The organism is Exiguobacterium sp. SH0S1 (assembly GCF_004337165.1).
Lineage (GTDB): Bacteria > Bacillota > Bacilli > Exiguobacteriales > Exiguobacteriaceae > Exiguobacterium > Exiguobacterium aurantiacum_A.
In genome coordinates, this window is sequence record NZ_SJVC01000002.1 from 77,182 (window position 1) to 102,916 (window position 25,735).

Sequence of the window (25,735 nt, forward strand, 5' to 3'; positions counted from 1 at the left end):
TATTGAATAATCGATTATAATCGATTATTATTTATTTATAAAAATAATCGATAAGGGGTGTTTTATGTGAAAGAGTCTCCTACTGTTGAGTTTAAGCGACAATTGACAGAGGCTGTTGTTCATGAAGTGATCGCCTTCGCAAACACACAAGGTGGGGTCCTTTATATAGGAATTGAGGATGATGGCACAGTCGTCGGGGTTCCTGAAGCACATAAAGTACTCGAATCTGTGTCAAACAAACTACATGACACCATCCAACCCGATATCTTAGTACACACTTTTTTAGAAGTTATCGAATTGGAACAAAAAGACGTCATTCAAATTTCAGTATCTCGAGGCACGAGGCGTCCATACCATTTGAAAAAGAAAGGTATGAAATCCTCGGGGATCTTCATCCGATCCGGAACGTCCGTGACCAACGCATCCGAAGAAAATATTCGTCAGATGATTATTGAATCTGATGGAACGAACTTTGAAACGATGCGCAGCCTAAAACAAGATTTGAGCTTCGATGAGGCTTCTCACTTCTTCACCCAAGCTAACGTAAAGTTTGGCATTGAACAACAACGTACGCTCGGATTGTTGACAGATGATGGGTATTACACAAATTTAGGACTTCTCCTTTCCGACCAATGCGAACACTCAATCAAATGTGCTCGCTATTTAGGAAATGACAAACTAGAATTTCAAGATCGGAAAGAGTTCAGCGGATCTATTCTGAAACAGGTCGAATCTGTCTATGAGTATATTAGTTTGAACAACGCCACATCAGCACATTTTATTGGTCTCACACGTGTTGAAACAGAAAGCTATCCCAGCTACGCTGTACGAGAATCGCTTGTCAATGCCGTCACACACCGCGACTATAGCTTTAGCGGCAGCATCTTGATTCATTTGTTCCAAAATCGAATTGAAATCGTATCTGTCGGTGGCCTTGTGAAAGGCTTAACCATTGAAGATATCAATTTAGGTATTTCTCAGAGCCGAAATCCAAGGCTAGCGAATGTATTGTACCGACTGAAATGGATTGAAAGTTACGGCACAGGCTTGCAGCGAATCAAGGAAAGTTATAAGCAAAGTCTAGAACGACCATTCTGGACAACCAGTCCGAACGCCTTCGTTGTGACGTTGCCAAAACAAATGATTGCAGCGCCATCTTCGGAAGAAAACATGCTCGAACAATGGCTTGATCAACAGTCTGAATTCACGACGAAAGAACTCGAAGCTTATTTAAATAAAAGTAAAGGCACTGTACGAAAACTAATCGAACAGCTAATAGCCGAACGGAAAATCATCCGTGTCGGAAATGGCCCATCTACTCGCTACCAGCCCCTAAAGTAAACAAGAGCTCACAGATCATTCGTCTGTGGGCTCTTGTTGTTTCGGCATGTCGAGCGGCATAAAGTAATGGTCGCACCCTTCCCACTCGAGCTGTTCGCTCAAAATATCGAACGACGTCCGGAAGAACGCCTGCACGTCTCTCGTTTCTCCTACGTTCTCAAGCGATAAAAAGAACTCGCTCTTGCCGGCATCATAATAGGCGTCTTGCGGTTTGAGCCGCTCCGTCCCGATCTCGGTGTACTGGAACGGGTAAGGCAAGATGAAGAACGTCGGAATATCGACCGCTTCATCACCGAGCCAAAACCCGAACTCGACCATGTGCTCGTCAAACGCCGCCTTCTCGATGACTTTATCTTCCGGGAACGGCTCAGGGCGTCCGTAGACGATGAGCGACGAGACGTCAAACGTTCCCCAAAACAGGCCCGGCTTCACTTTCCGGCAGCGGAGCGGCGCGAGAAATGCCAATTGCTCCCGCGCGGCGTATTGAAACAGACGGATGCCTCGTTGCGCCGCCACGGCGTCATAAGCGAGCTGTGTGTCATCACGGTCCAACATCCGTAACTCCCGCATCTCTTGCGTTCTCGGATTGAGGGCGACCGAGACGCCGTTTGCGCGCAGGGCACCCATGATTTCTTCATAGTACGTACTGATCGACTTGCCTGCTTCGAGCGGGAATACCGACGTGTCGGCACCGACTTGGACTCTAATATGAGATTGAAAGACATCGACGTCGAGTTGTAGCCACGTCTCCCCTTGCACGAGCGGGCCAGTCGAAAAGCCGCTCAGCGCAACGGGCAACGTGACGTGTGTCCATTGTGGTTCTTGCGGAGCCAAAGCCAACTTGATTTTCCCCAAGATTTGCGACAGCAAATGGAGCGTGAGCTTTGTCTCAGCCCATTCCGAGTGGCGTATCATCTCCATCACAGATTCCTCCGTTCCTTCGTTGCAAAAGTGACAGAACCACTTCATTAATTCCCGTTACATCATCACGACAATCAAAAAATCCACAGACACACGTCTGTGGATTTACTTTCTCATCTCTTGGAGCCGTTCGAGCTGGTGGGTCAACTCACCGATCGGCACGAACCGGGCCCGGCGGAGCATCTCTTTGCCGTCGATGAAGAACAAGACGACCGGTACGGTGAAAATCGAATAGGCGCCGGCGATATCCGGCACTTCATCCGAATCGACCGCGACCGCCTCGATGTCGGGAAAATCAACGAGCATCTCCTCGACTTGCGGCTTGAGCGAGTGACAGACGCTGCATCCCGGGTGCGAGACGTAGACGAGCAACTGCTCGGCCTCAGCGACCCGTTCGTTCAACATCGAAAGTGTGTTCACAGCCTCCATGCTGTCTCCCCCCTTTCAACTTAAGCGTCGAGCCAAAGCACACCGACCGTCTCAAAGCCGGCGTGGACCGCAATCGACGGACAGAAACGTGTCTTCACGACGTCAACCTCCGGCAATTTCGCTTGGATGAGGGCGACGAGGTTGTCTTGCATCTCTGGAGCGAGCGCCGTCTGGACGAAGACGCGGTTGTTATAGATCCCGTTCGCCGCATGAAGACGTTCGAGTTCGGTGACCATCTCAGCGTACGCTTTTTTGATCGAACGCACTTTCTTGAACGGGATGACTTTCCCAGATTCGTCGAGCGTGATGATCGGTTTGATGTTCAAGATGTTCGCGAGGAACATCTCACCTGATGACACACGTCCGCCCCGGCGCATCGTCTCCATGTTCCCGATGATCATGAAGAAGTTTTTCTTGTCACGCCATGCTTCGAGAAGAGCAACGATCTCCTCGACCGACTTGCCTTCCTTCTCGGCAGCGAGACCGAGACGGACGAGCTCTTGCTGCGCCTCGAGCGCCGCGTGCGAGTCGACCGTATAAACTTTAAACCCAGCCGCCTCAGCCGCTGCGCTCGAGTTTTTGACGGTGCTGCTCAATCCGTTCGAACAGTGGACGGCGATGGCGCAATCGTACCCTTCTTCTTTTAAGCGTTCATAACGCGAGATGAAGTCACCAAAAATCGGTTGCGACGTCTTCGCTTCTTTCTTTTGGTCGATCATGTAGCGGTGCAATTCCTCAATCGAGAGATCGACTTCACTGTAGCCGCTCCCATCGACGATCAATTGGATCGGGACGATCTCGACGCCGAGCTGGGCGGCCTCCTCTTTCGAGAAGTTGGCCATACTATCGGTGATCCATGCAATTTTTGTCATAACAAGTAGTCCTCCAGTAGTCGTTCAATTTTTTCCTCTTTCATTATAACCCATTTTCCCCGCCACTTCCCCGAAGAAAAAAGCAGAACGATTGCGGAATCGCCCTGCTCCCGTTCATTTTGCCGAAATCAGCTTTGTATGGGCGAACTCATCGTGCGGCAGTTCGAGGTCTTTATTCGACTTCATCTGTTGAAGCGCACGAAGAAGTGGTAGACCGAGCGTCGCCGGATAGACGACGTCCTTGTAGAGCGTCCGTTTCATGACTTGTTCGAGCGTTAGCGGCCGGCCGTCTTGGCTCACAACTTTAATCCCGACGATTTTGTCGCCGATCGTCTGCCCGTCCCGGTTGAGCAAGAAGTAGGCTTCTCCTGCGATGGAGACGATTGTCGGTAAGTAATAATGCTTCACTTCTTTATCCGGCCAGATTTTTTTACGGATCGTCTTCTCGACGAGTTTCGCGGGTGCTTCTAATAGGATTTTATCGATTCGACTAGCTACAGCGCGTTTCCAGATTGGGACTGCCACGTTCATCATCCTTTCGTTTCGTTTCCTAGCCTTTAGATTCCTCTTTTGGCTTGGCTTGAAACGCTGAAAACGGACAACCTGACCGCGCGAACAAGTTCGGCGTCACAATCTTGTCATCATAGTGCCGATGAAAGACGTGGGTCGAGGCCGGTGACAGCGGCGGGATGAGCCAACTCCACTGTCCGGTCACGTCACGACCGGCGTCCGTCTCATTTTTCTCGAACCGTTTAAACTGTTTCGCCGCTGTATGATGGTCGACAATCGTCACGCCGGCGCGCTCGAACGATTGCAAGACGGCGACGTTCAGCTCGACGAGGGCGCGGTCACGCCAGAGCGTCCGCTCTTTTGTCGTATCGAGACCGAGTGATGCCCCGACAAGCGGGAGCAGGTTGTAGCGCTCGACGTCGGCGAGGTTGCGCGCCCCGATCTCTGTTTCCATGTACCACCCGTTGAACGGGACCGATGTGAAGCGGTGTCCACCGATTTCAAGCTCCATGTCAGCGATGGCCGGGACGGCGTGCCACTTGACGTCACGTCCCCCGAACAAATCGACGTCGTCATGGCGAATATCGACCTCGAGCACGGCATCGGCTGGCAGTTCATACATGCGGATCTCGTTCCCGTCTGTAAGCAAGAGCGGTAACAGATCGAAAGCCGTCCCAGCCCCGACCCAACCGAGACGCATCGCCTGTCTCGTCATCGACAGCGATAGCGGGTCACCGACGATGCCGTCTGTCGTCTCGTACGCCGCGTAACGGATGAGTTGCGTGTTCAAAATCCGAAAATGGTTCGGGAGGACAGTCATCGTCGAGCGGATCTTTCCGCCGTTCGTCGCGTAGCGAAGGTGGGCGACGATTGCTTCGAATACGTCATCGAACGTCTCCGCGTCACGCGCGTCATGGACGGTGAGCGTCTGCCAAAACAAGCGACCGATGCAACGGTTCGAGTTGCGCCATGCGAGTTGTGCCCCGGACGCCAATTCGTCCGTCGTGAGCGTGTACGTCCCGGTCCGCTCGATTTCGGCTTCAATCTCCTGTAACCGTTCGGTATGCTCCCCTTCAAGTTGTGAGAAAAAGTGGCGGGCTGCCTGTAGTCGATCCATCGTTTCTGTCTCCTCTTCTAATCTGTCCCTTCCATCTTAGAGAAAATCACGTCCCGTTTCTAGTTTTAGGGCGCACAAAAAGCGAGCCGGCAAATCCGGCTCGCTGTGTCTCATCCTTCGACTAAATCTTTCGCTTGTTGAATCGTGAAGCCGCGCGGTTTGTCACTCTCGAGCGCGGTCAACCGTTTCTCGAGTTCGACGGTCTGTTCGTACGTCGCTTCATATTGATACAATCCGTTCGCAAGCTCGGTCAATCGCGTCACTTGAATCGGCAGCGACGGCTGCCCGTCATCAAGCAAGATGACGAGATTGATATCACTATCGACCGGTAGCCGGATCGAGCCATAAAAGGCAATCGCTTTAAAACCGCGCTTCATGATGACGATCGGCGATGTCCCGACCGCGACCGCTTGATTGCGCAGCCGCGTGATCGTGATGCCGGCGTGGATCAACCGGTTCGACGGTTGGATCGTCTCGACGTACTCCTCGATCGGGATGAGCGTTCCCGCTTCGAGCGCTTGTTCAAAATCAGATTCTCGCAACGGTCGGCTGAAAATGAAACCTTGAATGACATGGCAACCGAACTCACGGAGTCGAAGCAGGTCATCCATCATCTCGACACCCTCGACGACGACGTTCATCCCGAACTCTTCGGCGATGAGGAGCAGACTCCGGATGATGCCTTGGGCTTTTCGGCTTTGGTTGACGTTATGGGCGAAGATACGGTCGATTTTGATCGTCTGGGCAGTGTACGCCTGCAAGTAAGCAAGCGACGAATAACCTTTCCCGAAGTCGTCAAACGCGATCGGGATACCGAGGTTGTTCAACCGTTCGAACGCTTGTGTGATCTGCTGGGAGTCGTCTAACAGTGACGTCTCCGAGATCTCGACTTCGAGATACGACGCCGGGACGTGGAAACGGTCTAACATCTCTTCGAGCACGCGTTCAAAACGTTCTTGATACAAGTATTTGGCCGAGACGTTGATCGAGATCGGGACTCGATGTTTGAGCGACGTGATATAGCGGCACACCTCTTCGATCAACCAGTTCGTCAAATCGAGATGGAGGCTGCTCTCCTCAGCGAGCGGAATGAATTCGGCCGGTGAGATCGAGCCCCACGTCGGGTGCGTCCAACGCATGAGCGCCTCGGCTCCGACGATTTGACCGGTCCAGGCGTTCACTTTCGGTTGATACATCAAATAAAACTCGTTGTTTTGCAGCGCACCTCGCATATCACGCAACAGCTCGTAGCGTTTGAGCGACTCGATGTCCATTTGCGATGAATACAGTTCGAGTTGCGTCCCGAACTTTTTATCGGCCCGGTTCATGGCGACGCACGCGTGCTTGATCAGTTCGCTCGCCTGTGCCCCGTCTTCAGGATAGCGGCTCACGCCGATCGAGATGCGCGCGAACAAGTCGTACACGTCAATATGGAACCGATATTTCGACAGCGTCCCAAACTCTTTTCCGAGCGCAATCACTTCTGGGTCTTCCATCCGGCGCGGCAACACGATCAAGACGTTATCCGCATCGAGATGACCGAGCAAGGCGTCTTGTGGCAACAGACGAATCAATTGGTTCACCGTCGCGACGCGCCACTCGTCACCGAGCTCGTAGCCGAACGTATTGTTGATCTCGGCAATCCGGTTGAACGAAAGCGAGAACAACGTGAACGGGTCGCGTTTGCGCGTGAGTTGATAGACCGATCCTGTGATCGACTCACGGTTTGGCATGTTCGTGATCGGGTCGAGCGAGGCGAGGCGCCAGATCTCTTGTTGCTGTTCTTTCAGTTGGGTAATGTCTTTGACGAGCGTCCGAAACCCGATGACGATCCCGTCTTCTGAAAAAATTGGTTCCCGGTTCTCTTCGACCCACTTGACGTTCCCTTTGGCGAAGATTCTGTATGAAAACGTCACCGGTTTGCCGCTGAGCGTCATTTCTCGAGCTTGGTTCACTTTCGGCACGTCGTCAGGAACGACGACACGCTGCCAATAGTCCGGGTGCGTATTGAACTGGTCTTCCGTATAGCCAAAGATGAGCGAGAAGCCCGGTGTCAAAAATCTGAACTGTTTCGTCTCGAAGTAACGTTCAAAAATAACCGAGTCGACGATTTCGCACAGTTGTTTCACTTTTAACCGTTCTTTCGTGAGCGCCGATTCGGCATCGACCAAGTTCGTGAGGTCGAACATCGCCCACGTCACCGATTTCCGATCTTTCGATATCCCGACGTGGACGATCAAGTCCAAATATTTTTGTTGCTTCGGATTGAACGCCTTGACTTGAGTCTCATAATCGTGCTGTTCGGGGTCATTGATGAGCGACTCGACCGCCGCCGCAAATGCTTCACGTTCATTCTCATGAATCATATTACGGAAATGCTCACGCTCCATCCCCCCTAACTGACGTTTAGACAGCCCGAGCAGTTCACCCGTCTGCGGTGAATGGTAAAACTCGCCGGACTCGAGGTCAAGTTCGATCAGGATAAGGCCCGGGATGCGCTCGAACAGCGTCCGTCCAACTTTCATCCGATTGTACCGTTCGCGCAGCTCCATCTGGGTCGTCAAGTCTTTGACGACGCCGTACAGTCCGGTGATGACCCGCCCGGTATAGAGCGGCGTGTTCGTGACCGACAGATGAATGCGTCGCTTGTCCGCATTCAGCGCCTTCAGTTCATAATGGACCGTCTCCCCTTGGAGCGCCCGCTGATGAAAGGCGTGAACACGTTCGCTTTCAATTTTTGGAAGCCAGGAGGCAGGATCGACGAAACGTTCCTCTTCCCTGTTGAAGAGAAGCGACAACTTTTCGTTCGAGTCGATGAAGTTCAAATCTCGATCCAGGACGTACACCGCGTCCGGATATTGATCAAGCAATAACGGATCGATATTGATTTGACCCTCATGCTCGGCCTGCTCAACGTTTGATTCCAATACATGCTTCCAGTTACGGAAGAAGCCCATGTGCACCACTCCTTCGTGTGACAAATGTCACGTTTCGATACGTGTTAACTTGATTATACAAGATTGACCAGTTGAAAGCGCTTCTGCATTTTGCAAATAAGGGAAATAAACCTATTTACAAACACATATTCAAAAAAATGTCATGTTTTAATATGCTGTTAACCTACTCCTTCCACACGATGACGACGTAAAAAAGACCACGGACGTTTGCTCCGTGGTCTCGCGCATTATGGTTGTTTTAAGACGAACGTTGAGTAGGCCGGAACGTTGACCGAACCTGACACACGTTTAATTGTTTTCGCGCCCGCCTGCTTGCCGTTCACAATGATGTTCCACTGCCCGGTTGGAAGTTTCACTGTCACTTGCGACGGGTTAGCGTTATGCGTCACGAACAAATCTTTCTTCTGCCCTGGAGCTTTGTCATCGATCAAATACGTGATGACGTTCGCTTCTGCCTTGTAGAACTTCAAGTTTTTCTTGATATCGGTCGCTTTCGTCATCCGAAGGCCCGGATTTTGTTTACGCATCTCGATCAAGCCCGTCATGTACTGGACGTCCGCCTTACGGTCGGCGGCGCGTTTCCAATCCATTTGGTTGATGCGGTCCGGCGATTTGTACGAGTTGTGGTCGCCTTCTTTCGTCCGCATGAACTCTTGGCCGGCGTGGAGGAATGTCGTCCCCTGGCTCGTCAAGAGGATGCTTGACGCGAGACGATGCATCTTCGTCCGGTCTGCTTCCGACGTCTCTTTATTCGTGAGTTCAAGCTTGTCCCAAAGCGTATGGTTGTCATGCGCTTCGACGTATGTGATTGCTTGTGTCGGCTCTTTCGTGAATCCTTTGATCTCGGCGTTGTAGTCGATCTCACCGACGATTCCTGTCTTGATGCGGTTCTCAAGACCGTCTTTGCCGTTGATGAAACCGTTGTCCGTGTCGATGAAGACACTGCCTTTCAAGCCGTCACGAATGTTGTCGTTAAAGTGCGCGACGCCCGGCATCTTATAGGCGTTCTTTTGATTCGCCTTCAGCGCCGGGTCGAGTGGTGTGCTGAGGTCCCAACCTTCGCCGAAGACGAGGATCGATTTGTCGACTTTATCGAGCGCTTGACGGACTTGGTTCATCGTCTCGACGTCATGGATACCCATGAGGTCGAAGCGGAAACCATCCCAATGATATTCTTGCGCCCAGTAGACGACTGAATCGACGATGAGTTTTTGCATCATCTTGCGCTCAGAAGCGGTATCGTTGCCGACGCCCGTCCCGTTCGCGAAGTCGCCGCCTGCCGTGTAACGGTAGTAGTAGCCTGGTACGATCTTATGAAGGTTCGAGGCTTGCGCATCGAACATATGGTTATAAACGACGTCCATGACGGCACGCAAGTTGTTGTCGTGAAGACCTTGAATCATCTGTTTCATTTCACGAATCCGGACTTTCGCGTCATAAGGATTCGTCGAATATGAACCTTCCGGCGCGTTATAGTTTTTCGGGTCATAGCCCCAGTTGTATGTCGCTTCCGGTTTCGTCTCATCGACCGAGGCCGTGTTGTAGTCATACACCGGGATGAACTGGACGTGCGTCACACCGAGATCTTTAACGTGGTCAAGTCCTGTCTTCGTCGCCGTCTTCTTGCCGTCGACAAGGAGACGCGTACCCGGTTGGACGACACCGAGGTACTTCCCTTTATTCGTGATGCCTGAATCATACTTGTCCGACGTGACGTCAAAGACAGACAAATCACGGACGTGTGTCTCGTAAATGATCGCGTCCGTCGCGTTTTGAAGCTTCGGTTTCATCGAGTTCCACCGTTTCGGTTTCGTCTCGTTCAAGTCGACGATGACCCCTTGGTCCCCGTTGACGCCGACCGCTGTCGCATACGGATCGACCGCACGGACGCTGCCTGACGCATGCTTGACGTTGTACGTGTAGCCGATGCCGTCGAGGTCGCCGCGGACTTCAACAGTCCACGTGCCACGTTCGCCACGCTTCATCGCAATCGTTTTCTTGATGTCCTTATCGTTCGCCGGACGGTCTTTCGGCATGTTCCACAGCTCGAGTGAAACGTCTTGAGCCGTCGGTGCCCAAAGCACGAAGTTCGTCTTCGAATGCTTGTATGTGACGCCGAGCTTACCGTCATACGCGTATTTCGCATCGAATTCCGGTGACCGGAGCACGTCGCCTGCTTGCAGCACTTTGTCACCGAACGTCGGGTGCGACGCCGTGATGACTTGCGCCAAGTCGAGGTCAGCGCTGAAGTTTACCGTGACCGATTTGTCGCCAGCCTTCTCGACCGACTCGACTGCCACGCCATCGACCTTCAATTCACTAAGGAACTGCTCATCGATCGCCCGGTTGAGCGTTAGTTCCGCCTGACGGAACGTGTTTGCCTCGAACGAGACGATTTTTGGTGAGCGGTCGATTTCTGGCTCTGAATAGTAAATCGTCGAATCACCTTCGACGAGCCAAATCTCTTTCGCCGTGCTGAGCGCGAAGCGGTCTTCGCCGTCCTTGTCGGACCATTCGCCTTTTTTCGTAATCAAACCGATGAGTTGTTTCGCGTTCGGGTTCGCAAATTTCACGTTCGCGACACCGCCGTAGGCGTCCGTCTCATCAAAGTTGATACTTTGACCGTCGCCGCCGTCCGGCCACGTCCAAACACCCCAGTCCGTGTATGTATTGTCATAGCGGAAGTAGTGGACTTTCATGTCGACTTCCGTCTTCGCCGTCTCTCCGTCCGGGTTCGACGTGTAGATTTTCGAGTCGCCCGACTTGATCCACACTTCGGCGACACCGTCCTTGATCATGTCTTTCGTGATCAGGCGGTCGTTTTCCGACCCTTTATCCTTGTCCCAATTGTCCGTTCGGACGATGAGACCGATCTGTTCAGGTGAGTCGACCGGGAATTCGTAGGCCGCCACCTTGCCGTAATCGTCTTCGCCGTTAAAGGCGAAGCCTTTGTTCGGGAAATAATCTGGGCCATTCGCCCAAAGCCATAAGTTCCAATCCATTTGATTGTCTGGCGCCTCTTGATAGTGGATGACGACTAGTGTCGACTCTTTATCAAGGGCAGACGCTGACATCGGAAACATCGACAGAATCAGTGCAAACGTTAGCACAACTGCCCATACTGGTTTCCATTGTTTGTTGACCATGTGGGTCCCTCCTTGTAGCGCGAATTTAGGAAAACGCTTACATAAAAAATTGTAAACGTTCGCTTCCTTAATTTCAATTCTTTTCTAAATCAACGACTAACGTTTCCCATATCAAGCCACTCGTTGGTTCGAAGTTATTTTCACATCACAAAATGATTGCTTTTTTACCTTTTTCTGCTGAATATAGAAGATAGGGAGGAATTTTTAAAATGTCGATGACCAATTTAATCAATAACTTGATTGCCAACGCCAGCTTACTGCTGATTGGCCTTTATATGATCTCGCGCCTCACGAAGCTCGGGTTCACGAGCAAGCTCCCGTTAAGACGGCAAATCACGATTTCACTACTCCTCGCCGGCCTGACGATCGTGATTACGTTGCACGGTGTGCTCTGGAACGCCCAAGCCGACTTTCAGTACGGGTTTGTCCCCATCATCATTGCCGGTCTTTACTTTGGCCTCCAAGGCGTCCGGATCACGTACGTCTCGAGCATACTGCTGCTCCCGTTCATCATATCGGATACGTTGCTGTTAATCGTTTTTCTCGACTATACGGTCGCGGCCACAACCGCAGTCGTCTATATGAAACTCCGGGAGCGGATCAAACCGACGCGGGACATCCGCATCGTCAACGCCATCAGCCTCGGATTTATCATTTTATTCTCGTTCTTAAATTTTAGTAACTATGCCGCTCCAAAAATGTACGTCTATACGTTGATCGCTTTCGTCACGATTGGATATTCAACCGGGTTCGTCCTTCATATCGTCTATGGGGGCATCCGCAAGATGCAGCGCTCGGAACGGCAGATCACAAAATATCGAGAAGCCGCCTACACCGACGCATTGACGGGTCTTGGCAACCGTCGTCGCTTCGAGGAAGAGATGAAGCGCGTCGACGAGGAAGTGTTCTCGAGTCCTTACGACATCACGCTGCTCTTACTCGATATCGATCATTTTAAATCGGTGAACGATACGTATGGTCATGACGCCGGTGACGCCATCTTGATCGAGCTTGGCAAACGGCTCACAGAGACGGCCCGTACCGATGACATGGTGTGTCGCCATGGCGGCGAAGAGTTCTCGGTGCTGTTGTCGGACTGCAACTTGTCGCAAGGGTTCGTCATCGCCAACCGCTACTTGCGTCAAGTCGCGGAAAGTCCATTTTTACTGCCGGACGGCAAACAGCTCGACATCACCGTCTCGATCGGTGTCGCGAGTACGTCCGAACCAAAGATCGTCACGTCCGAACAACTCACCAAAAAATCCGACCTCGGTCTCTACGTCGCCAAACGTAGCGGTCGCAACCGGGTCAGTAAATGGAATCAGCAACAAGCGAACTAACCCCCGATGTCAGCGCATCGGGGGTTAGTTCACAATTTGTTGAATTCGTCTAACGATTCCAAATACCGCCGATAACTCAGTTTAAACTCCTCGTCCGTCACATCTGGCGGCCACATCGCTCTCGGGATGAGTCCTGTGAACTTCGCGCCGCCTGTATGAGCATAAATATAAGACCCTACTTGTTCACACATATCGCGCGTCAAAAAACCGGTCACGAACTTCCCGTCCTTACTCTCGAGCACGATATCGAGCCGGCGACCTTCCATTTCATCAATGATCAGTTGATTGTAACGACGATGTTCTTCGTCCTTATGTTTATATACCATCCCACGCCGTGCGTTATCCTCACGTTCCCATTTGTGGTCCTTTTTTTCCTTCGCCGTAAAAATTTTATCGATCATACGCGGGTCATCAATCGTCAAACAGCAGAAGATATGCTCATACGACAGCTGATCATCATTCACGAGGTCCATAATATCCTTTTTCGGAATGATGCGTGCCTTGTAGCGGACGATTACTCGACGGACGACTTCTTCTTTTTCAAAAATGAGCCACTGCTTCCGGCGCTCAAACTTCTCATGCAACATCCGGTAGTTCATGATATTCACCTCACTGATAAGCATATCAAAACAGGGCGTCCGAAAAAATGATTCGGACGCCCTGTTTGTTAATTCCCGTGTTTTTTGAATAGTTGATAGTTCTTGTTGCCGCCTGACAAGTTGTAGACGTCGGTGAAGCCGAGGTTACGGAGCACGTTTTGCGCTGCGTTCCCGGTGACGCCGCCGTTGCAGTAGACGACCGTCGGCTTGTCTTTCTCGAGGTCTTTTGACGCCTCGCGAAGCTTGCCGAGCGGGATGTTGACCGCACAGTCGACGCACGCCTTCTCAAACTGCGCCGCTTTCCGTGTATCGATGACCTGGATGTCCTCGTCCGCGTCGATCCGCTGCTGTAGCTCAGCCGGCGTGATGAGACGGGCCGACTTGTTCATGCTGTTCGCCAGTGCCATCCCCGTGTACATGACCGGGTCTTTCGTCGTCGAAAACGGCGGTGCGTACGCGAGATCGAGGTGGAACAAATCATCAACTTTCGCTTTGAACGTGATCGCCGTGACGAACACGTCGATACGCTTGTCGACGCCTTCGAAGCCGACGATTTGGACGCCGAGCAGTTGACGTGTCGCCCGGTCGCCGATCGCTTTGATCGTCATGTCTTTCCCGCCCATGTAGGCCGGCTTGTCCGGTTTCGTGTTGTGAAGCACTTCGACGTCGTAGCCGAGGTCACGCGCTTCACGCTCCGAGAGGCCCGTCTGCGCGACCGCGAGGCCGAACACTTTGAAGATGCCCGTCCCGAGGATGCCGCGGTGTTCGAGTTCCCCGCCCGTGAGGAGATCACCAAGTGAACGTCCCATCTTGTTCGCCGTCGAGCCGAGTGGGCGCCAAATCGGTTTACCCGTGACGAGCGAAACGCTTTCAGCGACGTCGCCGGCAGCATAGACGCTGTCCACGTTCGTCTCCATCCGTTCGTTAATGGCGATCGCACCCGTCTCACCGATCGTGACACCGATCGACTTGGCGAGTTCCGTGTTCGGACGGACACCGACCGATAGGATGACGAGGTCGGTCTCGACCGTCTTCCCGCTCGCGGTGACGACACGTTCGACGTGACCGTCGCCGACGAGCTCTGTCACGGTCTCACCTAAGAGCAGCTCGATGCCGTTCTTCTCGAGGTGGTCCTCGACGCGGCACGCCATGTCTTTGTCGAGCGGCGGCATCACTTGCGGGATGCGCTCGATGATCGTGACGTCGATGCCACGAAGTTTGAGCTGCTCGGCCATCTCAAGACCGATGAAGCCGGCTCCGATGACCGTCGCATGTTTCGGGTTCGTTGCGTCGACGAAGTTGCGTGTCGCTTCCGCGTTCTGGATGTTGCGGATCGGGAAGACGTTATCTGACTTCACGCCCGGGATCGGCGGGACGATGCTCGAGGCGCCGGTCGCGAGGACGAGGACGTCATAGCTGTCCGTGAACGTCTCACCCGTCTCCAGGTTTTCGACCGTGACCGTCTTCGCGTCTGCATCAATTGCCGTCACATTATGACGCGTCATGACATCGATGTTGTAACGCTTTTTGAAGAAAGCGGCGTCGCGTGGCGTCAAGTCATCGCGTGACTCGACTTCGCCTCCGACGTAATATGGGATCCCGCAACTCGAGTAGGAGATATCGTAATCGCGGTCGTAAATCGTAATTTGTGCGTCTTCGTTGTTACGACGTGCTTTCGCCGCGACCGATGTACCGGCAGCGACTGAACCGATGATGACTAACTTCATAAAAAATCCACTCCTCAATATAGTAGTAAGCTGATATACAAGCCGAGCAACGTGATGGCAAGCGTTGGGATCGTCAAGATGATCCCGACTTTAAAGTATTGTCCCCAACCGATCTTGAGTCCTTTTGAGCGGAGCACGTGAAGCCACAAGAGCGTCGCGAGCGACCCGATCGGTGTGATCTTCGGTCCGAGGTCGGAACCGATGACGTTCGCATAGATGAGCGCTTCGCGAATCTGACCCGACGTATTCGTCAAATCGATGGCGAGCGCGTCGATCATGACGGTCGGCATGTTGTTCATGACCGACGATAAGATCGCGGCCAAGAAGCCCATCCCGAACGTGGCCGTTAACACGCTACCTGAGAACCAGTCGATGAAGTTGGCGAGCACTTGCGTCAGCCCCGCGTTTTGTAGGCCGTAGACGACGATGTACATCCCGAGCGAGAAGAAGACGATCGCCCACGGCGCGCCTTTGACGACTTGCTCCGTCTTCACAGCAGGCGAACGGTTCGCCATGATCAGGAAAAATAGGGCGATGACACCGGCGACGAGCGAGACCGGGATGCCGATGATGTCGCTCGTGAAGTAGCCGATGACGAGCAGCGCGAGGACGACCCACGACAAGCGGAACATCTTATGGTCTTTAATGACCGTGCTCGGCTCGACGAGTTTTGACAAGTCGTACTGCTTCGGGATGTCTTTTTTAAAGTACAAGTACAAGACGAGCAGGCTGCCGGCGACGGCGAACACGTTGACGAACACCATCCGCGCCGCATACTCGGCAAAGCCGATACCGAAGAAGTCGGCCGAGACGATGTTGACGAGGTTCGAGACGACGAACGGCAAACTTGCCGTATCGGCGATGAAGCCCGAGGCGATGACGTACGCCAAGACGACGGCGTCCGGTAATTTAAGCGCCCGTACCATCGCGAGCACGATCGGCGTCAAGATGAGCGCCGCCCCGTCGTTCGCGAATAATGCGGCGACAAGCGCACCGAGAAGCGTGATGTAGACGAACAGTTTGACACCGCCGCCCCCGGCGATCCGAGCCATATGTAAAGCGGCCCACTCAAAGAATCCGATCTCATCCAAAATGAGCGAGATGAGAATGATGGCGATAAACGTAAACGTCGCGTTCCAAATGATGCCCCATACGGTACCGACGTCATCAAAATTGACGACCCCAGTGATGAGGGCAATGACCGCCATCCCCATCGCCGAGTAACCGATGCCGAGGCCTTTCGGTTGCTTGATGATGAGGAAGAGCGTCACTAAAAAGATGATACTAGCAATCCACTGCACAATGAGTTCCTCCAATAATCTCTATTTTTGTTAGCACGTTTCTTGAAGACCACGGAGCACGAGGCTCGCGCTGTCTTCTGTCATTTCGACGTCGAGTGTGACGTTCTCCGCCATCGCTTCTGCGTCTTTCGCGACGGCGAACGTGAGGCCGTCATAGTCTTTCACGTCGTCCGTCGCTTCCGGAGCGGCGATGTGCAGACCGAGCGTCGGGCCGCAGCATCCTGCTTCCGTACAGATCCGGACTGATTTCACTTCTTCATCCTCGAGTGCTGTTTTCATAAAATCGATTGCTTCGTTTGTGATGTTCATTTGATTTCCTCCTTCAATAGTTGTGATAACGCCGGATAGCCGACCGGCAAGTGTTCTTGCCACGAGAGCAGCGTCGGACGCGGATACGCGTTCACCCGTTCGAGCCAAATCGCCTCACTCGCGACTTTCGCCGTGAGCAGTTTGCTTTCGACGTCGAGCGGTGTGAATGATTGGTTGACGACCCAGGCGAACGGACGGATGCCGGCCCGTTCCAAGTCGGTGACGAGCCGCTCGGCTTCATACACTGGTGTCGCTTCAGGGAGCGTCGTGATGACGACGTGCGTCTGTTTCGGGTCACGGAGCTTCGGCAACAGTTCGCGGACCGCTTCCGGGACGACACCGGTCGAGCGTTCGAGCTCACGGTGATAGCTCTCGGTCGCGTCGAGCAAGAGCAGTGTATGTCCGGTCGGTGCCGTGTCGATGACGACGAACCGGTCTTTCGCTTTGGCGACTTGACCGGCGAAAGCGCGGAAAACCGCAATCTCTTCCGTACACGGCGAACGCAAGTCTTCTTCAAGCATCGCGTGCTGTTCGTCGGTCATGTCCCCCGCTTCATGGAACACGTCGGCCCGATAGTTCTCGATCTCGACTTTTGGGTCTATCGCGTCGACGGTGAACGTGGCGGGCACGTCCTCACCGATTGTGAAAGCGACGTGTGCCGCCGGGTCGGTCGTCGTCAAATGGACGGCGTGGCCGCGTTCGCTCAAAGCGACGGCGAGGAGTGAGGCGAGTGTCGTCTTGCCGACCCCACCTTTGCCCATCGTCATGATGACGCTCGGACCGTCCGCTTCGATTTCATCGACGAGCGTATCGATCGAACCGTAACGGCTCGCATCATATGTCATATCCGGTACGTCGACCGTCTCCCCGTTCACCCAGCGGCGCAGTGCCGGGACGCCGACCAAGTTCTCGTAGGCGTATGGGAGCGTGAACGTCTCGAGCGTGTCGACGCCTTGTGGCAAGTTGTCGAGCGCGTCTTGTTGGCGCTCGATGAACCGTCTCGTATAACGGTCCGTACCTTCCGCCGGGTCGACGACACCGTTGATGACGAGTTGCATCCGCTCGATCCCGATGGCGTGGAGCTCCGTCGCGGCACGACTCGCTTCGACGAGCGTCGACGTCTCAGGACGGGCGACGAGCAACAGTGTCGTCTCGTCCCCGTTCGAGAGTGTCTCGACCGCCCGTTTATATTGGTGTTGCTTGTCTGATAGACCAGCGAGCGGACCGAGGCACGAGACGCCGGTCGTGTTCGTCTCTAAAAATTCGTCCCACGCGCTCGGGAGCGTGAGCAACCGGAGCGTATGCCCGGTCGGTGCCGTGTCGAAGATGACATGGTCGTACGTGTCACGGGCCGTCTCTGACGTCAACAGCTCGGTGAACTGATCGAACGCCGCGATCTCGACCGTACAGGCACCGGACAGTTGCTCTTCCATCGACTGGATGGCGACGTCCGGGAGCACGCCGCGATACGGGCCGACCATGCGTTCCATATACGCTTTTGCCGCTTCTTCCGGGTCGAAGTTCGCAATCAATAGCTCCGTCCCAGGAACGAGGCGTGGCGTCTCGTCAAGTTCCATCTCGAACACGTCCTGCAAATTACTTGCCGGGTCGGTCGAGACGAGCAAGACGCGCTTGCCACGGTCAGCGAGCGTCAAAGCGAGGCTCGAGGCGGTCGACGTCTTCCCGACGCCGCCTTTTCCGGTCAAAAACATGTAACGGGTCGGCTCAATCGTATTAAAATCAAAGCGATTCATCATGACGCGCCTCCTTATTTTTTAAGCGTGATGCGGACTTTCGGTTTCTCGCCGTCTTGTTTCGCGAACGCCGCGACCGGGAGACCGGTCAGTTCAGCGATCTCTTCGTTCGTCATGTAGGCGCCGCGTTTGACGATCTCACCATCGATGACGGTGAGCGGGAGCGTGTCGAGCCCTTTCGTGATCTCGGCTTGCACGTTTGCGTTTTCAACGAAACGGTTCGGCTCCGAGGCGAGGTTATAACGCTCGACGTCGAAACCGCGTTGTTTCAACACGTAATGGATCGTCGCGATCCGCGTCAGTTCCGGGTCGATCGACGGCCCGCATAGTCCGGTCGGACAGCACATGGCCGGTTCGAATACTTCAAGTTTCATCGTTTATTCCTCCTTAAATGGCACACTCGGCGTCACAGTCACAGCTCGCATCGACCATCTCGACTTGTCCGAGCAGATCGACGACGATCGAATAGAACGGGCTCGCTTCGTTCAACCGATAATGGATCCATTGCTTGTCCCGGCGCTCGAGCAGCAGTCCCGCTTGCCGCATCATCTTCAAATGACGGCTGATCGCCGGCTGCGAGATGTCGAAGCAGTCAACGAAGCTGCAGGCACACTGTTCCCCATCCTGCATCTGCTTTAACATCGTCAACCGCGTCGGGTCAGCGAGCACTTTGAGCACTTTACTCAGTTCTTCTGCGGTATGCATCGTCATTCTCCTTTACTCCATGTATAACAAAACCGTTATATAACCTTTACGTTATGAAATTACCATAGTTTTTAATGATAAGCAATTGTCTTTTCTGAAAAAGTTCGTTATGATAAAACACGTTGTGAAAACATGTGTCGGTTTAACCGCTTCCTTCATATAATGACGCATTTGATCTTCGTGAGACTCGGAGGTCAAAGTCAAAACTATAAAGAGAGGTGTGTTCTTTTTGGAAAAATTGAATACTGTCAAACAAGAATGGCTCGGTAACGTCCGGGCTGACGTCCTTGCGGGGATCGTCGTCGCGCTCGCCCTCATCCCTGAGGCGATCGCATTCTCACTCATCGCTGGACTGAACCCGATGGTCGGTCTATACGCTTCATTCATTATCGCCATGGTCATTTCGATCACGGGCGGTCGACCAGCGATGATTTCAGCTGCAACCGGGGCCATGGTGCTCCTCGTTGTCGATTTAGTTCGAGATTACGGTCTCCAATATTTATTAGCAGCCGGTATTTTAGCCGGTATCATTCAAATCGTGCTCGGGTTCTTTGGTATAGCGCGTCTTATGAAGTTCATCCCGCGTGCGGTCATGGTCGGCTTCGTTAACGCCCTCGCTATTTTGATCTTCCAAGCTCAATTACCAAACTTTGAAGGCGAGAGCTGGATCATGTGGGCGATCGTCGCCGCATCACTCGTCATCATCTTCTTGTTCCCACGTATCACGGGCGCAATCCCGGCACCGCTCGTCGCCATCGTCGCGATGACGCTACTTGCTGTCTTTATGGGGCTCGATACGAAAAACATCGGCGACATGGGGACGATTTCAGCAACGTTGCCGGAATTCTTATTCCCTGACGTTCCGTTCACGCTCGAGACGCTCATGATCATCTTGCCGTATGCCTTCTCACTCGCCTTCGTCGGCTTGATCGAGTCGTTGCTCACAGCTCAAATCGTCGATGACATGACAGGAACGGATTCGAACAAGAATCGTGAGTCAAAAGGTCAAGGGATCGCCAACATCATCGCCGGTTTCTTCGGCGCGATGCCAGGTTGTGCGATGATCGGCCAATCGGTTATCAACGTCTCGTCTGGAGCACGTGGCCGTCTATCGACGTTCGTCGCCGGACTCGCGTTGTTCATCATGATCATGACAATCAGTGACGTTCTTATGTTGATTCCAGTCGGCGCCCTCGTCGGTGTCATGTTCTTCGTATCGTATGCGACGTTTGACTGGGGCTCACTTAAAGCGCTCCGGACGGCACAAAAGTCGGATACGGTCGTCATGCTCGTCACCGTGCTCGTCACTGTGCTCACGCACGACTTGTCAATCGGTGTGTTCGCCGGGATTTTAACAGCTGCGATTTTGTTCGCCGCGAAAATCTCGAAAGTCGAACTCGACCGCAACGTCGAAGCCGACCACGCCCACTACGTCGTGAACGGTCAATTGTTCTTCGCATCAACGTCTGAGTTCGTCAACCAATTCGACGTCGAAGAAGATGTCGAGGCAGGCATCAAACATGTGACAATCAACTTCTCGAACACACACCTTTGGGACGATTCGGCCATCGGCGCCATCGACAAAGTCGTCTTCAAATACCGTGCGAATGGAATCGAGCCAGAACTGTTGAACTTGAACAAAGATTCAGAGAAGCTGCTCAATACGCTCGCGCTTCACTTGAAACAACAAGATGCCGGCATCGGACATTAATTCGGGAGGGATTCACATGACAAAAATCTTCTTAGCCGTTGACGGATCGGACCATTCGATGCGCGCGACCGCGAAAGCGATCGAGCTCGCGAAAGTCTCGAACGCCAAAATCGATGTTGTTCACGTCGTCAGCTCGAAAGAGTCAAAAGAAAGTGCCCTGCAATCAACAGGCAAAATCGACCTGGAGGCGAAACGGATGCAGCGGATGCAACGTTTCTTCTCAGCGATCGAAGCAGCCGGACTCGAGTACGAATATATCGAGCTCCGTGGTGAACCGGACGTCGAGCTCGTCAAGTATGCGAACCATGAACCGTTCGAATACGTCGTCGTCGGCTCGCGCGGCTTGAACACGTTCCAAGAGTTCGTGCTCGGCAGCGTCAGCCATAAGCTCGCCAAACGCGCGCTCGCGCCGGTCGTCATCGTCCGATAATCAGACAGGAAGTGAACCTCAGCGTTCACTTCCTTTTTCTGTATCTCGAATCGACACAATTGCGAATGCGCTTTCATAAAAAATCGCATATACTTGTAGTAGCAAGCGTACAAGAGGAGGCGTTGAAAGAATGGGTAAAATCTTTTTAGCGGCAGATGGCTCGGATCACTCGAGACGAGCTTTAACAAAGGCAATTCAACTCGCCAAAGCATCAGACGCATCGATTGATATCGTTCACGTCGTCAGTGCGAAAGAATCGAAAGAGGCCGCGCTCAACTCGACCGGCAAGATCGATCTCGAGACGAAACGAAAACGCATGATGCAACCGTTGTTCGATACGATCGAAGCGGAAGGCATCGCCTATGAATACGTCGAACTCCGCGGCGAACCGGACGTCGAGCTCGTCAAATACGCCAATCGCGATCCGTTCGAATACGTCGTCGTCGGCTCGCGCGGCCTCAATACGTTCCAAGAGTTCGTCCTCGGCAGCGTCAGCCACAAGCTCGCCAAACGGGCGCAAGCACCCGTCATCATCGTCAAATAACTTGCTCCCTTTCTCGACTCGAGAAAGGGATTTTTTGTGTCTTATACAGGAACAACGTCCTATGTGTGGAATCAACTAGTGTATGTACAACTAACTAAGGAGGCAAGCTTTCATGGAGATTGTCAACGACCCGAGCACGTTACTTTTAATTTTACTGCCTTTATTGTTACTGCAACTGATCCTCCTCGTCGTCGCCATGATCGATTTATTCAAGCGGCCTGAAACGAACGGACCGAAATGGGTGTGGCTCCTCGTCATCGTCTTTATCAACATCCTCGGTCCGATCGTCTATTTCCTCTGGGGACGGACAAAACAATGAATGCGAGCCATCTCACCAAACGATTCGGCACGTTCACCGCGCTCGATGACGTCAGCTTCTCGCTGCGCCCGGGCTGCACGTCGCTCCTCGGCGAGAACGGGGCCGGCAAGACGACGCTCCTCAACATGATCGCCCGTGTGACGACGCCGACGTCCGGACAGATCGAGGGTCACGACACGATCCGGGTCGGTTATTTACCGCAACGGCCGGCGCTTTACCCTTCCCTCACACCGGTCGAGACGATTAAATATGCGGCCGACTTGACGGGCACGACCGGCGTCGACGCCTTGAACCTCTTAAAACGCGTCGGCTTAGAACCGGTCGACCGCCCGGCGGCGCACTTGTCAGGCGGGATGCGGCAACGGCTCGGCATCGCCCAAGCGCTCGTCCATGACCCTGAACTATTGTTGCTCGATGAACCGGTGTCGGCGCTCGACCCGCGCGGCCGCCGGGAAGTGCTCGATCTCTTGAGCGACTTGAAGCGCGAGCGGATGATTCTCTATTCGACGCACGTGCTCCCTGACGCCGAGGAGGCGAGCGACTGGGTGCTCCTGCTTCGGCAAGGACGCCTACTCATGGAAGGCACCGTCACCGATTTGCTCGGGGCCAAATCGTCCATCCAAATTCGCCTGTTCGATGACATGACGACGGAAGACGATTGGAGCGCGCTTGCGGGTGTCGTCCGTGTCTCGCGGACGGGGACGACATGGACGTTCGAGACGTCCGATAAAACGATGTCCGAGCGGGCGATTCTGCAACGCGTCCTCGCCCAAGGACTGATGATCCAATCGTTCCACGTCGGTCATCCGTCGCTCGAATCACTGTTTTTGGAGGTGAACGCTTAATGAGGACGGCCATTTTTAAACAAGAATGGAAAGAATCGTGGCGCAATAAACGGCTCGTTTGGGTGCCGGTCGCTCTGATGTTGCTCGCTGCGATCCAGCCGCTCACGCTCTACTTCTTACCAGACATTTTAGCGTCAGGCGGCAACTTGCCGGACGGGACCGTCATCGAGATCCCGACGCCGACACCGGCCGAAGTACTCTTATCGGTCAGCGAGCAGCTGCGACAGATCGGCCTGCTCGTCGTCTTGCTGTCGGCGATGCATACGTTCAGCCAAGAACGTACACTCGGTACGCTCGCTTGGCTCAAGTCGCTCAACATTCCGGCTTCTCGCATCGTCATGAGTAAATGGGCACACTACACGTTACTTTCCGCCGTCTCCATCTTGCTCGCCCAAGGCACTGCCGCCTATTACACAATCATCTTGTTCGACTCGTTCGATATGATGGACTTTGCCATTTCGACGGGGCTGTTGATCGTCCATTTCGTCGTGCAACTGTCGCTTTTCTTCTTATTTGCCGCGCTGCTCGAGAGCGGACTCGTCGCCCTCGTCATCACACTCGGTGTCCACTTCGTCTTATCGCTCCTGCTCAGTTGGATCGATTGGGACTGGTTGCCTTGGAACCTTGGCGGATTGTCGGGCGAGGCGCTCATCCAAAACGTCAATTTCGCTTGGCCGCTCGTCACTAGCATTGTCTTGATCGGGCTGGCGTTGGTTATCGCATCCAAGCGTTTATTATTTTTGAGTCGAACGTCCTGATTATTCAGTCGCCGCCTCGAGCGAAGCGAACCGCGTCGCCCAAGTCCGGGCCGATGAGATGGCACGGACCGGTCAATTCTCGCACCAACTCCGTGAGAACGGCAGCCCGGGTGACACGCTCGACGCCTACAACGTCAGCTATCGTGGCTGGGGCGAGAATATTTATATGGGGTCGAGCGACCCTGGCCAAGCGGTCGACGCTTGGATGAACTCGAGCGGGCACCGCGCCAACATCTTGAACGGCCGCTTCACGCATCTCGGGGTCGGCACAGCGAAAAACGCACAAGGCTCGACGATTCATGTCCAAGTGTTTTTGACGAAATGAAAAATGGAGGATCGCCCCATGGCGTTCCTCCATTTTGATTAGCGGCGCTCGTCTTTCAAGCTTTCGAGATCTTGCTGGGCTTGGCCCGTCTTCTCTTTTGCCGTGCCCTTCACTTGATCCTTTTGACCTTCACGTTTGAGCGACTGGTTGTCCGACGATTTGCCGACTGCTTCTTTCGCTTTTCCGGCCGCTTTATCGATGAACCCGTCGACTTTTTTGTTTAGTCCGTCTTTCATATGAATCTCCTCCTCGTGGTATCGTGTCTAAACAATTTACCACTCTGAAAAAAACTCAAACATAGTGCTCTTTGACGAGCACACGAAACCGCGGCCGGACGGTCAGCTCGATCGTCGTCACGGTCCGAGTCCGGTCCTCGGTCATGACGATTAAAAGCTCCCCATGGTCGCGCCGGTCTTCGAGCACTTCGACTTTGCTGACGGTGCGGAGCAGTTGATAGTAGAGCAGTTCGCCCGTCTCGCCTTTGACGTTCACCTCGAACTCGTGGTAGCTTGGGGAGACTTTAAAATAGAACGACTCTTTCCCGTTCGTGAAGCGGAACACCGACTCGTCATAATAAAACGGGAGCGTCGCATCCATCCGCTTCGGCTCGACCGTGCAAAATAACGCCCACGCCATTTCGTCAGGAAATTTTTCACCCGCTTCTCCTTTGTTGAACTGCCACCCTTTCATACTCAATCCCTACTTCCCTCTTTTTATAATTGTCTGAATAATCGGACTATAACAAATTGATTCGCCAACACGTTCAAAATCCCTGCAAACGGGAACAAATCTCTGTATGCTCTTTTTCTGTCCGTCCATCTGAAAGGGGTTGCGTCCACGTGTCCATCATCGCACTCGACCATGTCACGAAGCGTTTCGGGGAGACAATCGCCTTGAACGACTTCTCGCTCCACGTCGAAGCAGGCGAACTGTTCGGTCTGCTCGGTCCGAACGGGGCCGGCAAGACGACCGCCATCTCCGTCATGCTCAACCTATATCCTGCCGACAGTGGTACGATCCGTATCTTTGACCGCGTCATGCCGAAAGACGAACAGGCGATCAAGCAACGCGTCGGCATCGTCCCGCAGCACGTTTCCGTCTATGACCAGCTGACCGTGTTCGAGAACATCCAATTTTTCGCCGAACTTTATGGCTTCAAGCCGACCGAGGCGAAACAAAAGACCGAGGCCGCCCTCGACTTCGTCGAGCTGACCGCTCACCAAAAGAAACGTCCGCCGGAACTGTCCGGAGGGCTGCTGCGTCGTTTAAATATCGCCTGCGGCATCGTCCATGAACCGGAGCTCATCTTTATGGACGAACCGACCGTCGCCATCGACCCGCAGTCGCGGAACACGATCCTCGAGAACATCCGTGAGTTGAACCGGCGCGGGGCGACGATCATCTATACGTCCCACTACATGGAGGAAGTCGAGATGCTGTGCGACCGCGTCGCCATCGTCGACGAAGGGAAGATCATCGCCGAAGGGACGCAAGACGAGTTGAAAGACCAAGTCATGACGCTCGAGACGGCTCGCATCAAAGTTGATTCCTTGACGCCAGGGCTCATCGAACGTCTCGGCGCACTCAGTCAAGTAAAGAAAGTCGAGTATCATGAGCCGTACATCGAGGTGTCGCTCGAGAAAGACACGCCGCTCGCCCCGCTTCTCGACGTGCTCCACGACGCGAAGGTCCGGTTCACGTCGATCACTGTCGACCGCCCGTCCTTGAATACCGTCTTCCTGGCCTTGACCGGCAAGACGCTAAGGGAGTGACGG

The 25,735-nt window shown here is 53.5% G+C and carries 25 protein-coding genes and 1 pseudogene; 10 read left to right on the forward strand and 16 right to left on the reverse strand.

The genetic code is table 11. The annotated features are described in order from the left end of the window. Positions 1-66 precede the first annotated feature (66 nt). On the forward strand, positions 67-1,341 hold the full coding sequence (locus EVJ20_RS07220) for an RNA-binding domain-containing protein (RefSeq protein WP_131507558.1): 1,275 nt from the start codon (positions 67-69) through the stop codon (positions 1,339-1,341). A gap of 15 nt (positions 1,342-1,356) precedes the next feature. Here the strand turns inward: EVJ20_RS07220 and EVJ20_RS07225 are convergent, their stop codons facing one another. The 7 genes from EVJ20_RS07225 to pulA all read right to left on the reverse strand — a co-directional run bounded on the left by EVJ20_RS07225 (position 1,357) and on the right by pulA (position 11,293). After that, entirely contained in the window at positions 1,357-2,262 is a 906-nt protein-coding gene (locus tag EVJ20_RS07225; RefSeq protein WP_131507560.1) for a DUF5996 family protein, read from the reverse strand. Between the two features lie 105 nt (positions 2,263-2,367). Beyond that, positions 2,368-2,691 (reverse strand): thioredoxin family protein, encoded by a 324-nt coding sequence (locus EVJ20_RS07230; RefSeq protein ID WP_131438813.1) that lies wholly within the window; start codon positions 2,689-2,691, stop codon positions 2,368-2,370. 20 nt (positions 2,692-2,711) lie between these two features. Then, a complete protein-coding gene (locus EVJ20_RS07235; RefSeq protein WP_070328565.1) occupies positions 2,712-3,563 on the reverse strand; it encodes a DegV family protein in 852 nt (283 codons plus the stop codon). 114 nt (positions 3,564-3,677) lie between these two features. Next, complete coding sequence (locus EVJ20_RS07240) at positions 3,678-4,094, reverse strand: RDD family protein (RefSeq protein ID WP_236636342.1); 417 nt, start codon at positions 4,092-4,094, stop codon at positions 3,678-3,680. 19 nt (positions 4,095-4,113) lie between these two features. Then, entirely contained in the window at positions 4,114-5,190 is a 1,077-nt protein-coding gene (locus EVJ20_RS07245) for a nitric oxide synthase oxygenase (RefSeq protein WP_131507564.1), read from the reverse strand. A 110-nt stretch (positions 5,191-5,300) separates the two neighbouring features. Continuing rightward, the gene (locus EVJ20_RS07250; RefSeq protein WP_131507566.1) at positions 5,301-8,147 is read right to left on the reverse strand and encodes an EAL domain-containing protein; all 2,847 of its coding nucleotides are present in this window, start codon (positions 8,145-8,147) and stop codon (positions 5,301-5,303) included. A gap of 227 nt (positions 8,148-8,374) precedes the next feature. Further along, complete coding sequence (gene pulA / locus EVJ20_RS07255; RefSeq protein ID WP_236636226.1) at positions 8,375-11,293, reverse strand: type I pullulanase; 2,919 nt, start codon at positions 11,291-11,293, stop codon at positions 8,375-8,377. A gap of 209 nt (positions 11,294-11,502) precedes the next feature. On the opposite strand from pulA, the gene EVJ20_RS07260 reads away from it, so the two are divergent. Next, positions 11,503-12,633: a GGDEF domain-containing protein gene (locus EVJ20_RS07260; RefSeq protein WP_131507568.1), complete on the forward strand. Its 1,131-nt coding sequence runs from the start codon at positions 11,503-11,505 to the stop codon at positions 12,631-12,633. A gap of 29 nt (positions 12,634-12,662) precedes the next feature. Here the strand turns inward: EVJ20_RS07260 and EVJ20_RS07265 are convergent, their stop codons facing one another. From EVJ20_RS07265 to EVJ20_RS07295, 7 genes are all read right to left on the reverse strand, one after another. Then, entirely contained in the window at positions 12,663-13,232 is a 570-nt protein-coding gene (locus tag EVJ20_RS07265; protein ID WP_131507570.1) for a hypothetical protein, read from the reverse strand. Positions 13,233-13,300: 68 nt separating this feature from the next. Then, entirely contained in the window at positions 13,301-14,959 is a 1,659-nt protein-coding gene (locus EVJ20_RS07270) for an FAD-dependent oxidoreductase (protein ID WP_131507572.1), read from the reverse strand. Positions 14,960-14,973: 14 nt separating this feature from the next. Further along, a complete protein-coding gene (locus EVJ20_RS07275) occupies positions 14,974-16,260 on the reverse strand; it encodes an arsenic transporter (RefSeq protein WP_131507575.1) in 1,287 nt (428 codons plus the stop codon). 30 nt (positions 16,261-16,290) lie between these two features. Beyond that, complete coding sequence (locus EVJ20_RS07280; protein ID WP_131507577.1) at positions 16,291-16,569, reverse strand: Fe-S cluster assembly protein HesB; 279 nt, start codon at positions 16,567-16,569, stop codon at positions 16,291-16,293. Beyond that, positions 16,566-18,326 carry an arsenical pump-driving ATPase gene (gene arsA / locus EVJ20_RS07285; RefSeq protein ID WP_131507579.1) on the reverse strand — a complete coding sequence of 587 codons (1,761 nt, stop codon included), beginning with the start codon at positions 18,324-18,326 and terminating at the stop codon, positions 16,566-16,568. Before arsA ends, EVJ20_RS07280 begins: the two co-directional genes overlap by 4 nt. Positions 18,327-18,337: 11 nt before the next feature. Continuing rightward, a complete protein-coding gene (gene arsD / locus EVJ20_RS07290; protein ID WP_131456514.1) occupies positions 18,338-18,697 on the reverse strand; it encodes an arsenite efflux transporter metallochaperone ArsD in 360 nt (119 codons plus the stop codon). Between the two features lie 13 nt (positions 18,698-18,710). Then, the gene (locus EVJ20_RS07295) at positions 18,711-19,028 is read right to left on the reverse strand and encodes an ArsR/SmtB family transcription factor (protein WP_016509128.1); all 318 of its coding nucleotides are present in this window, start codon (positions 19,026-19,028) and stop codon (positions 18,711-18,713) included. Positions 19,029-19,257: 229 nt separating this feature from the next. Between EVJ20_RS07295 and EVJ20_RS07300 the strand changes: the two genes are divergently transcribed. From EVJ20_RS07300 to EVJ20_RS07330, 7 genes and pseudogenes are all read left to right on the forward strand, one after another. Then, entirely contained in the window at positions 19,258-20,739 is a 1,482-nt protein-coding gene (locus EVJ20_RS07300; protein WP_131464176.1) for a SulP family inorganic anion transporter, read from the forward strand. 16 nt (positions 20,740-20,755) lie between these two features. Next, positions 20,756-21,169, forward strand: a complete 414-nt coding sequence (locus tag EVJ20_RS07305) for a universal stress protein (RefSeq protein WP_131464178.1) — start codon at positions 20,756-20,758, stop codon at positions 21,167-21,169. Between the two features lie 130 nt (positions 21,170-21,299). Next, positions 21,300-21,713 carry a universal stress protein gene (locus EVJ20_RS07310; protein WP_131438831.1) on the forward strand — a complete coding sequence of 138 codons (414 nt, stop codon included), beginning with the start codon at positions 21,300-21,302 and terminating at the stop codon, positions 21,711-21,713. Positions 21,714-21,825: 112 nt separating this feature from the next. Then, positions 21,826-22,032 carry a PLD nuclease N-terminal domain-containing protein gene (locus tag EVJ20_RS07315; protein ID WP_131438833.1) on the forward strand — a complete coding sequence of 69 codons (207 nt, stop codon included), beginning with the start codon at positions 21,826-21,828 and terminating at the stop codon, positions 22,030-22,032. Then, positions 22,029-22,877, forward strand: coding sequence for an ABC transporter ATP-binding protein (locus EVJ20_RS07320; RefSeq protein WP_131507581.1), 849 nt, complete (start codon positions 22,029-22,031; stop codon positions 22,875-22,877). The genes EVJ20_RS07315 and EVJ20_RS07320 overlap by 4 nt, the downstream gene beginning before the upstream one ends. After that, positions 22,877-23,635 (forward strand): ABC transporter permease, encoded by a 759-nt coding sequence (locus EVJ20_RS07325; protein WP_131507583.1) that lies wholly within the window; start codon positions 22,877-22,879, stop codon positions 23,633-23,635. The genes EVJ20_RS07320 and EVJ20_RS07325 overlap by 1 nt, the downstream gene beginning before the upstream one ends. Before the next feature lie 19 nt (positions 23,636-23,654). Further along, positions 23,655-23,960, forward strand: a pseudogene (locus tag EVJ20_RS07330) (CAP domain-containing protein); the annotation flags it as partial. Between the two features lie 38 nt (positions 23,961-23,998). Here the strand turns inward: EVJ20_RS07330 and EVJ20_RS07335 are convergent. Together EVJ20_RS07335 and EVJ20_RS07340 are read right to left on the reverse strand one after the other, a co-directional pair. Further along, positions 23,999-24,196, reverse strand: a complete 198-nt coding sequence (locus EVJ20_RS07335; protein WP_070328547.1) for a CsbD family protein — start codon at positions 24,194-24,196, stop codon at positions 23,999-24,001. Between the two features lie 55 nt (positions 24,197-24,251). Next, the gene (locus EVJ20_RS07340) at positions 24,252-24,650 is read right to left on the reverse strand and encodes a hypothetical protein (RefSeq protein WP_070328546.1); all 399 of its coding nucleotides are present in this window, start codon (positions 24,648-24,650) and stop codon (positions 24,252-24,254) included. Positions 24,651-24,799: 149 nt separating this feature from the next. Here EVJ20_RS07340 and EVJ20_RS07345 point away from each other — a divergent pair, with 149 nt between their 5' ends. Beyond that, entirely contained in the window at positions 24,800-25,732 is a 933-nt protein-coding gene (locus EVJ20_RS07345) for an ABC transporter ATP-binding protein (protein WP_236636247.1), read from the forward strand. Positions 25,733-25,735 lie beyond the last annotated feature (3 nt).

Bases quoted from the DNA above. Each gene is read 5' to 3' on its own strand.
- EVJ20_RS07225 (WP_131507560.1), bottom strand. From the start codon at position 2,262: ATGGAGATGATACGCCACTCGGAATGGGCTGAGACAAAGCTCACGCTC.
- EVJ20_RS07230 (WP_131438813.1), bottom strand. From the start codon at position 2,691: ATGGAGGCTGTGAACACACTTTCGATGTTGAACGAACGGGTCGCTGAG.
- EVJ20_RS07235 (WP_070328565.1), bottom strand. From the start codon at position 3,563: ATGACAAAAATTGCATGGATCACCGATAGTATGGCCAACTTCTCGAAA.
- EVJ20_RS07240 (WP_236636342.1), bottom strand. From the start codon at position 4,094: ATGAACGTGGCAGTCCCAATCTGGAAACGCGCTGTAGCTAGTCGAATC.
- EVJ20_RS07245 (WP_131507564.1), bottom strand. From the start codon at position 5,190: ATGGATCGACTACAGGCAGCCCGCCACTTTTTCTCACAACTTGAAGGG.
- EVJ20_RS07250 (WP_131507566.1), bottom strand. From the start codon at position 8,147: ATGGGCTTCTTCCGTAACTGGAAGCATGTATTGGAATCAAACGTTGAG.
- pulA (WP_236636226.1), bottom strand. From the start codon at position 11,293: ATGGTCAACAAACAATGGAAACCAGTATGGGCAGTTGTGCTAACGTTT.
- EVJ20_RS07260 (WP_131507568.1), top strand. From the start codon at position 11,503: ATGTCGATGACCAATTTAATCAATAACTTGATTGCCAACGCCAGCTTA.
- EVJ20_RS07265 (WP_131507570.1), bottom strand. From the start codon at position 13,232: ATGAACTACCGGATGTTGCATGAGAAGTTTGAGCGCCGGAAGCAGTGG.
- EVJ20_RS07270 (WP_131507572.1), bottom strand. From the start codon at position 14,959: ATGAAGTTAGTCATCATCGGTTCAGTCGCTGCCGGTACATCGGTCGCG.
- EVJ20_RS07280 (WP_131507577.1), bottom strand. From the start codon at position 16,569: ATGAACATCACAAACGAAGCAATCGATTTTATGAAAACAGCACTCGAG.
- arsA (WP_131507579.1), bottom strand. From the start codon at position 18,326: ATGATGAATCGCTTTGATTTTAATACGATTGAGCCGACCCGTTACATG.
- arsD (WP_131456514.1), bottom strand. From the start codon at position 18,697: ATGAAACTTGAAGTATTCGAACCGGCCATGTGCTGTCCGACCGGACTA.
- EVJ20_RS07295 (WP_016509128.1), bottom strand. From the start codon at position 19,028: ATGCATACCGCAGAAGAACTGAGTAAAGTGCTCAAAGTGCTCGCTGAC.
- EVJ20_RS07305 (WP_131464178.1), top strand. From the start codon at position 20,756: ATGACAAAAATCTTCTTAGCCGTTGACGGATCGGACCATTCGATGCGC.
- EVJ20_RS07310 (WP_131438831.1), top strand. From the start codon at position 21,300: ATGGGTAAAATCTTTTTAGCGGCAGATGGCTCGGATCACTCGAGACGA.
- EVJ20_RS07315 (WP_131438833.1), top strand. From the start codon at position 21,826: ATGGAGATTGTCAACGACCCGAGCACGTTACTTTTAATTTTACTGCCT.
- EVJ20_RS07320 (WP_131507581.1), top strand. From the start codon at position 22,029: ATGAATGCGAGCCATCTCACCAAACGATTCGGCACGTTCACCGCGCTC.
- EVJ20_RS07325 (WP_131507583.1), top strand. From the start codon at position 22,877: ATGAGGACGGCCATTTTTAAACAAGAATGGAAAGAATCGTGGCGCAAT.
- EVJ20_RS07335 (WP_070328547.1), bottom strand. From the start codon at position 24,196: ATGAAAGACGGACTAAACAAAAAAGTCGACGGGTTCATCGATAAAGCG.
- EVJ20_RS07340 (WP_070328546.1), bottom strand. From the start codon at position 24,650: ATGAAAGGGTGGCAGTTCAACAAAGGAGAAGCGGGTGAAAAATTTCCT.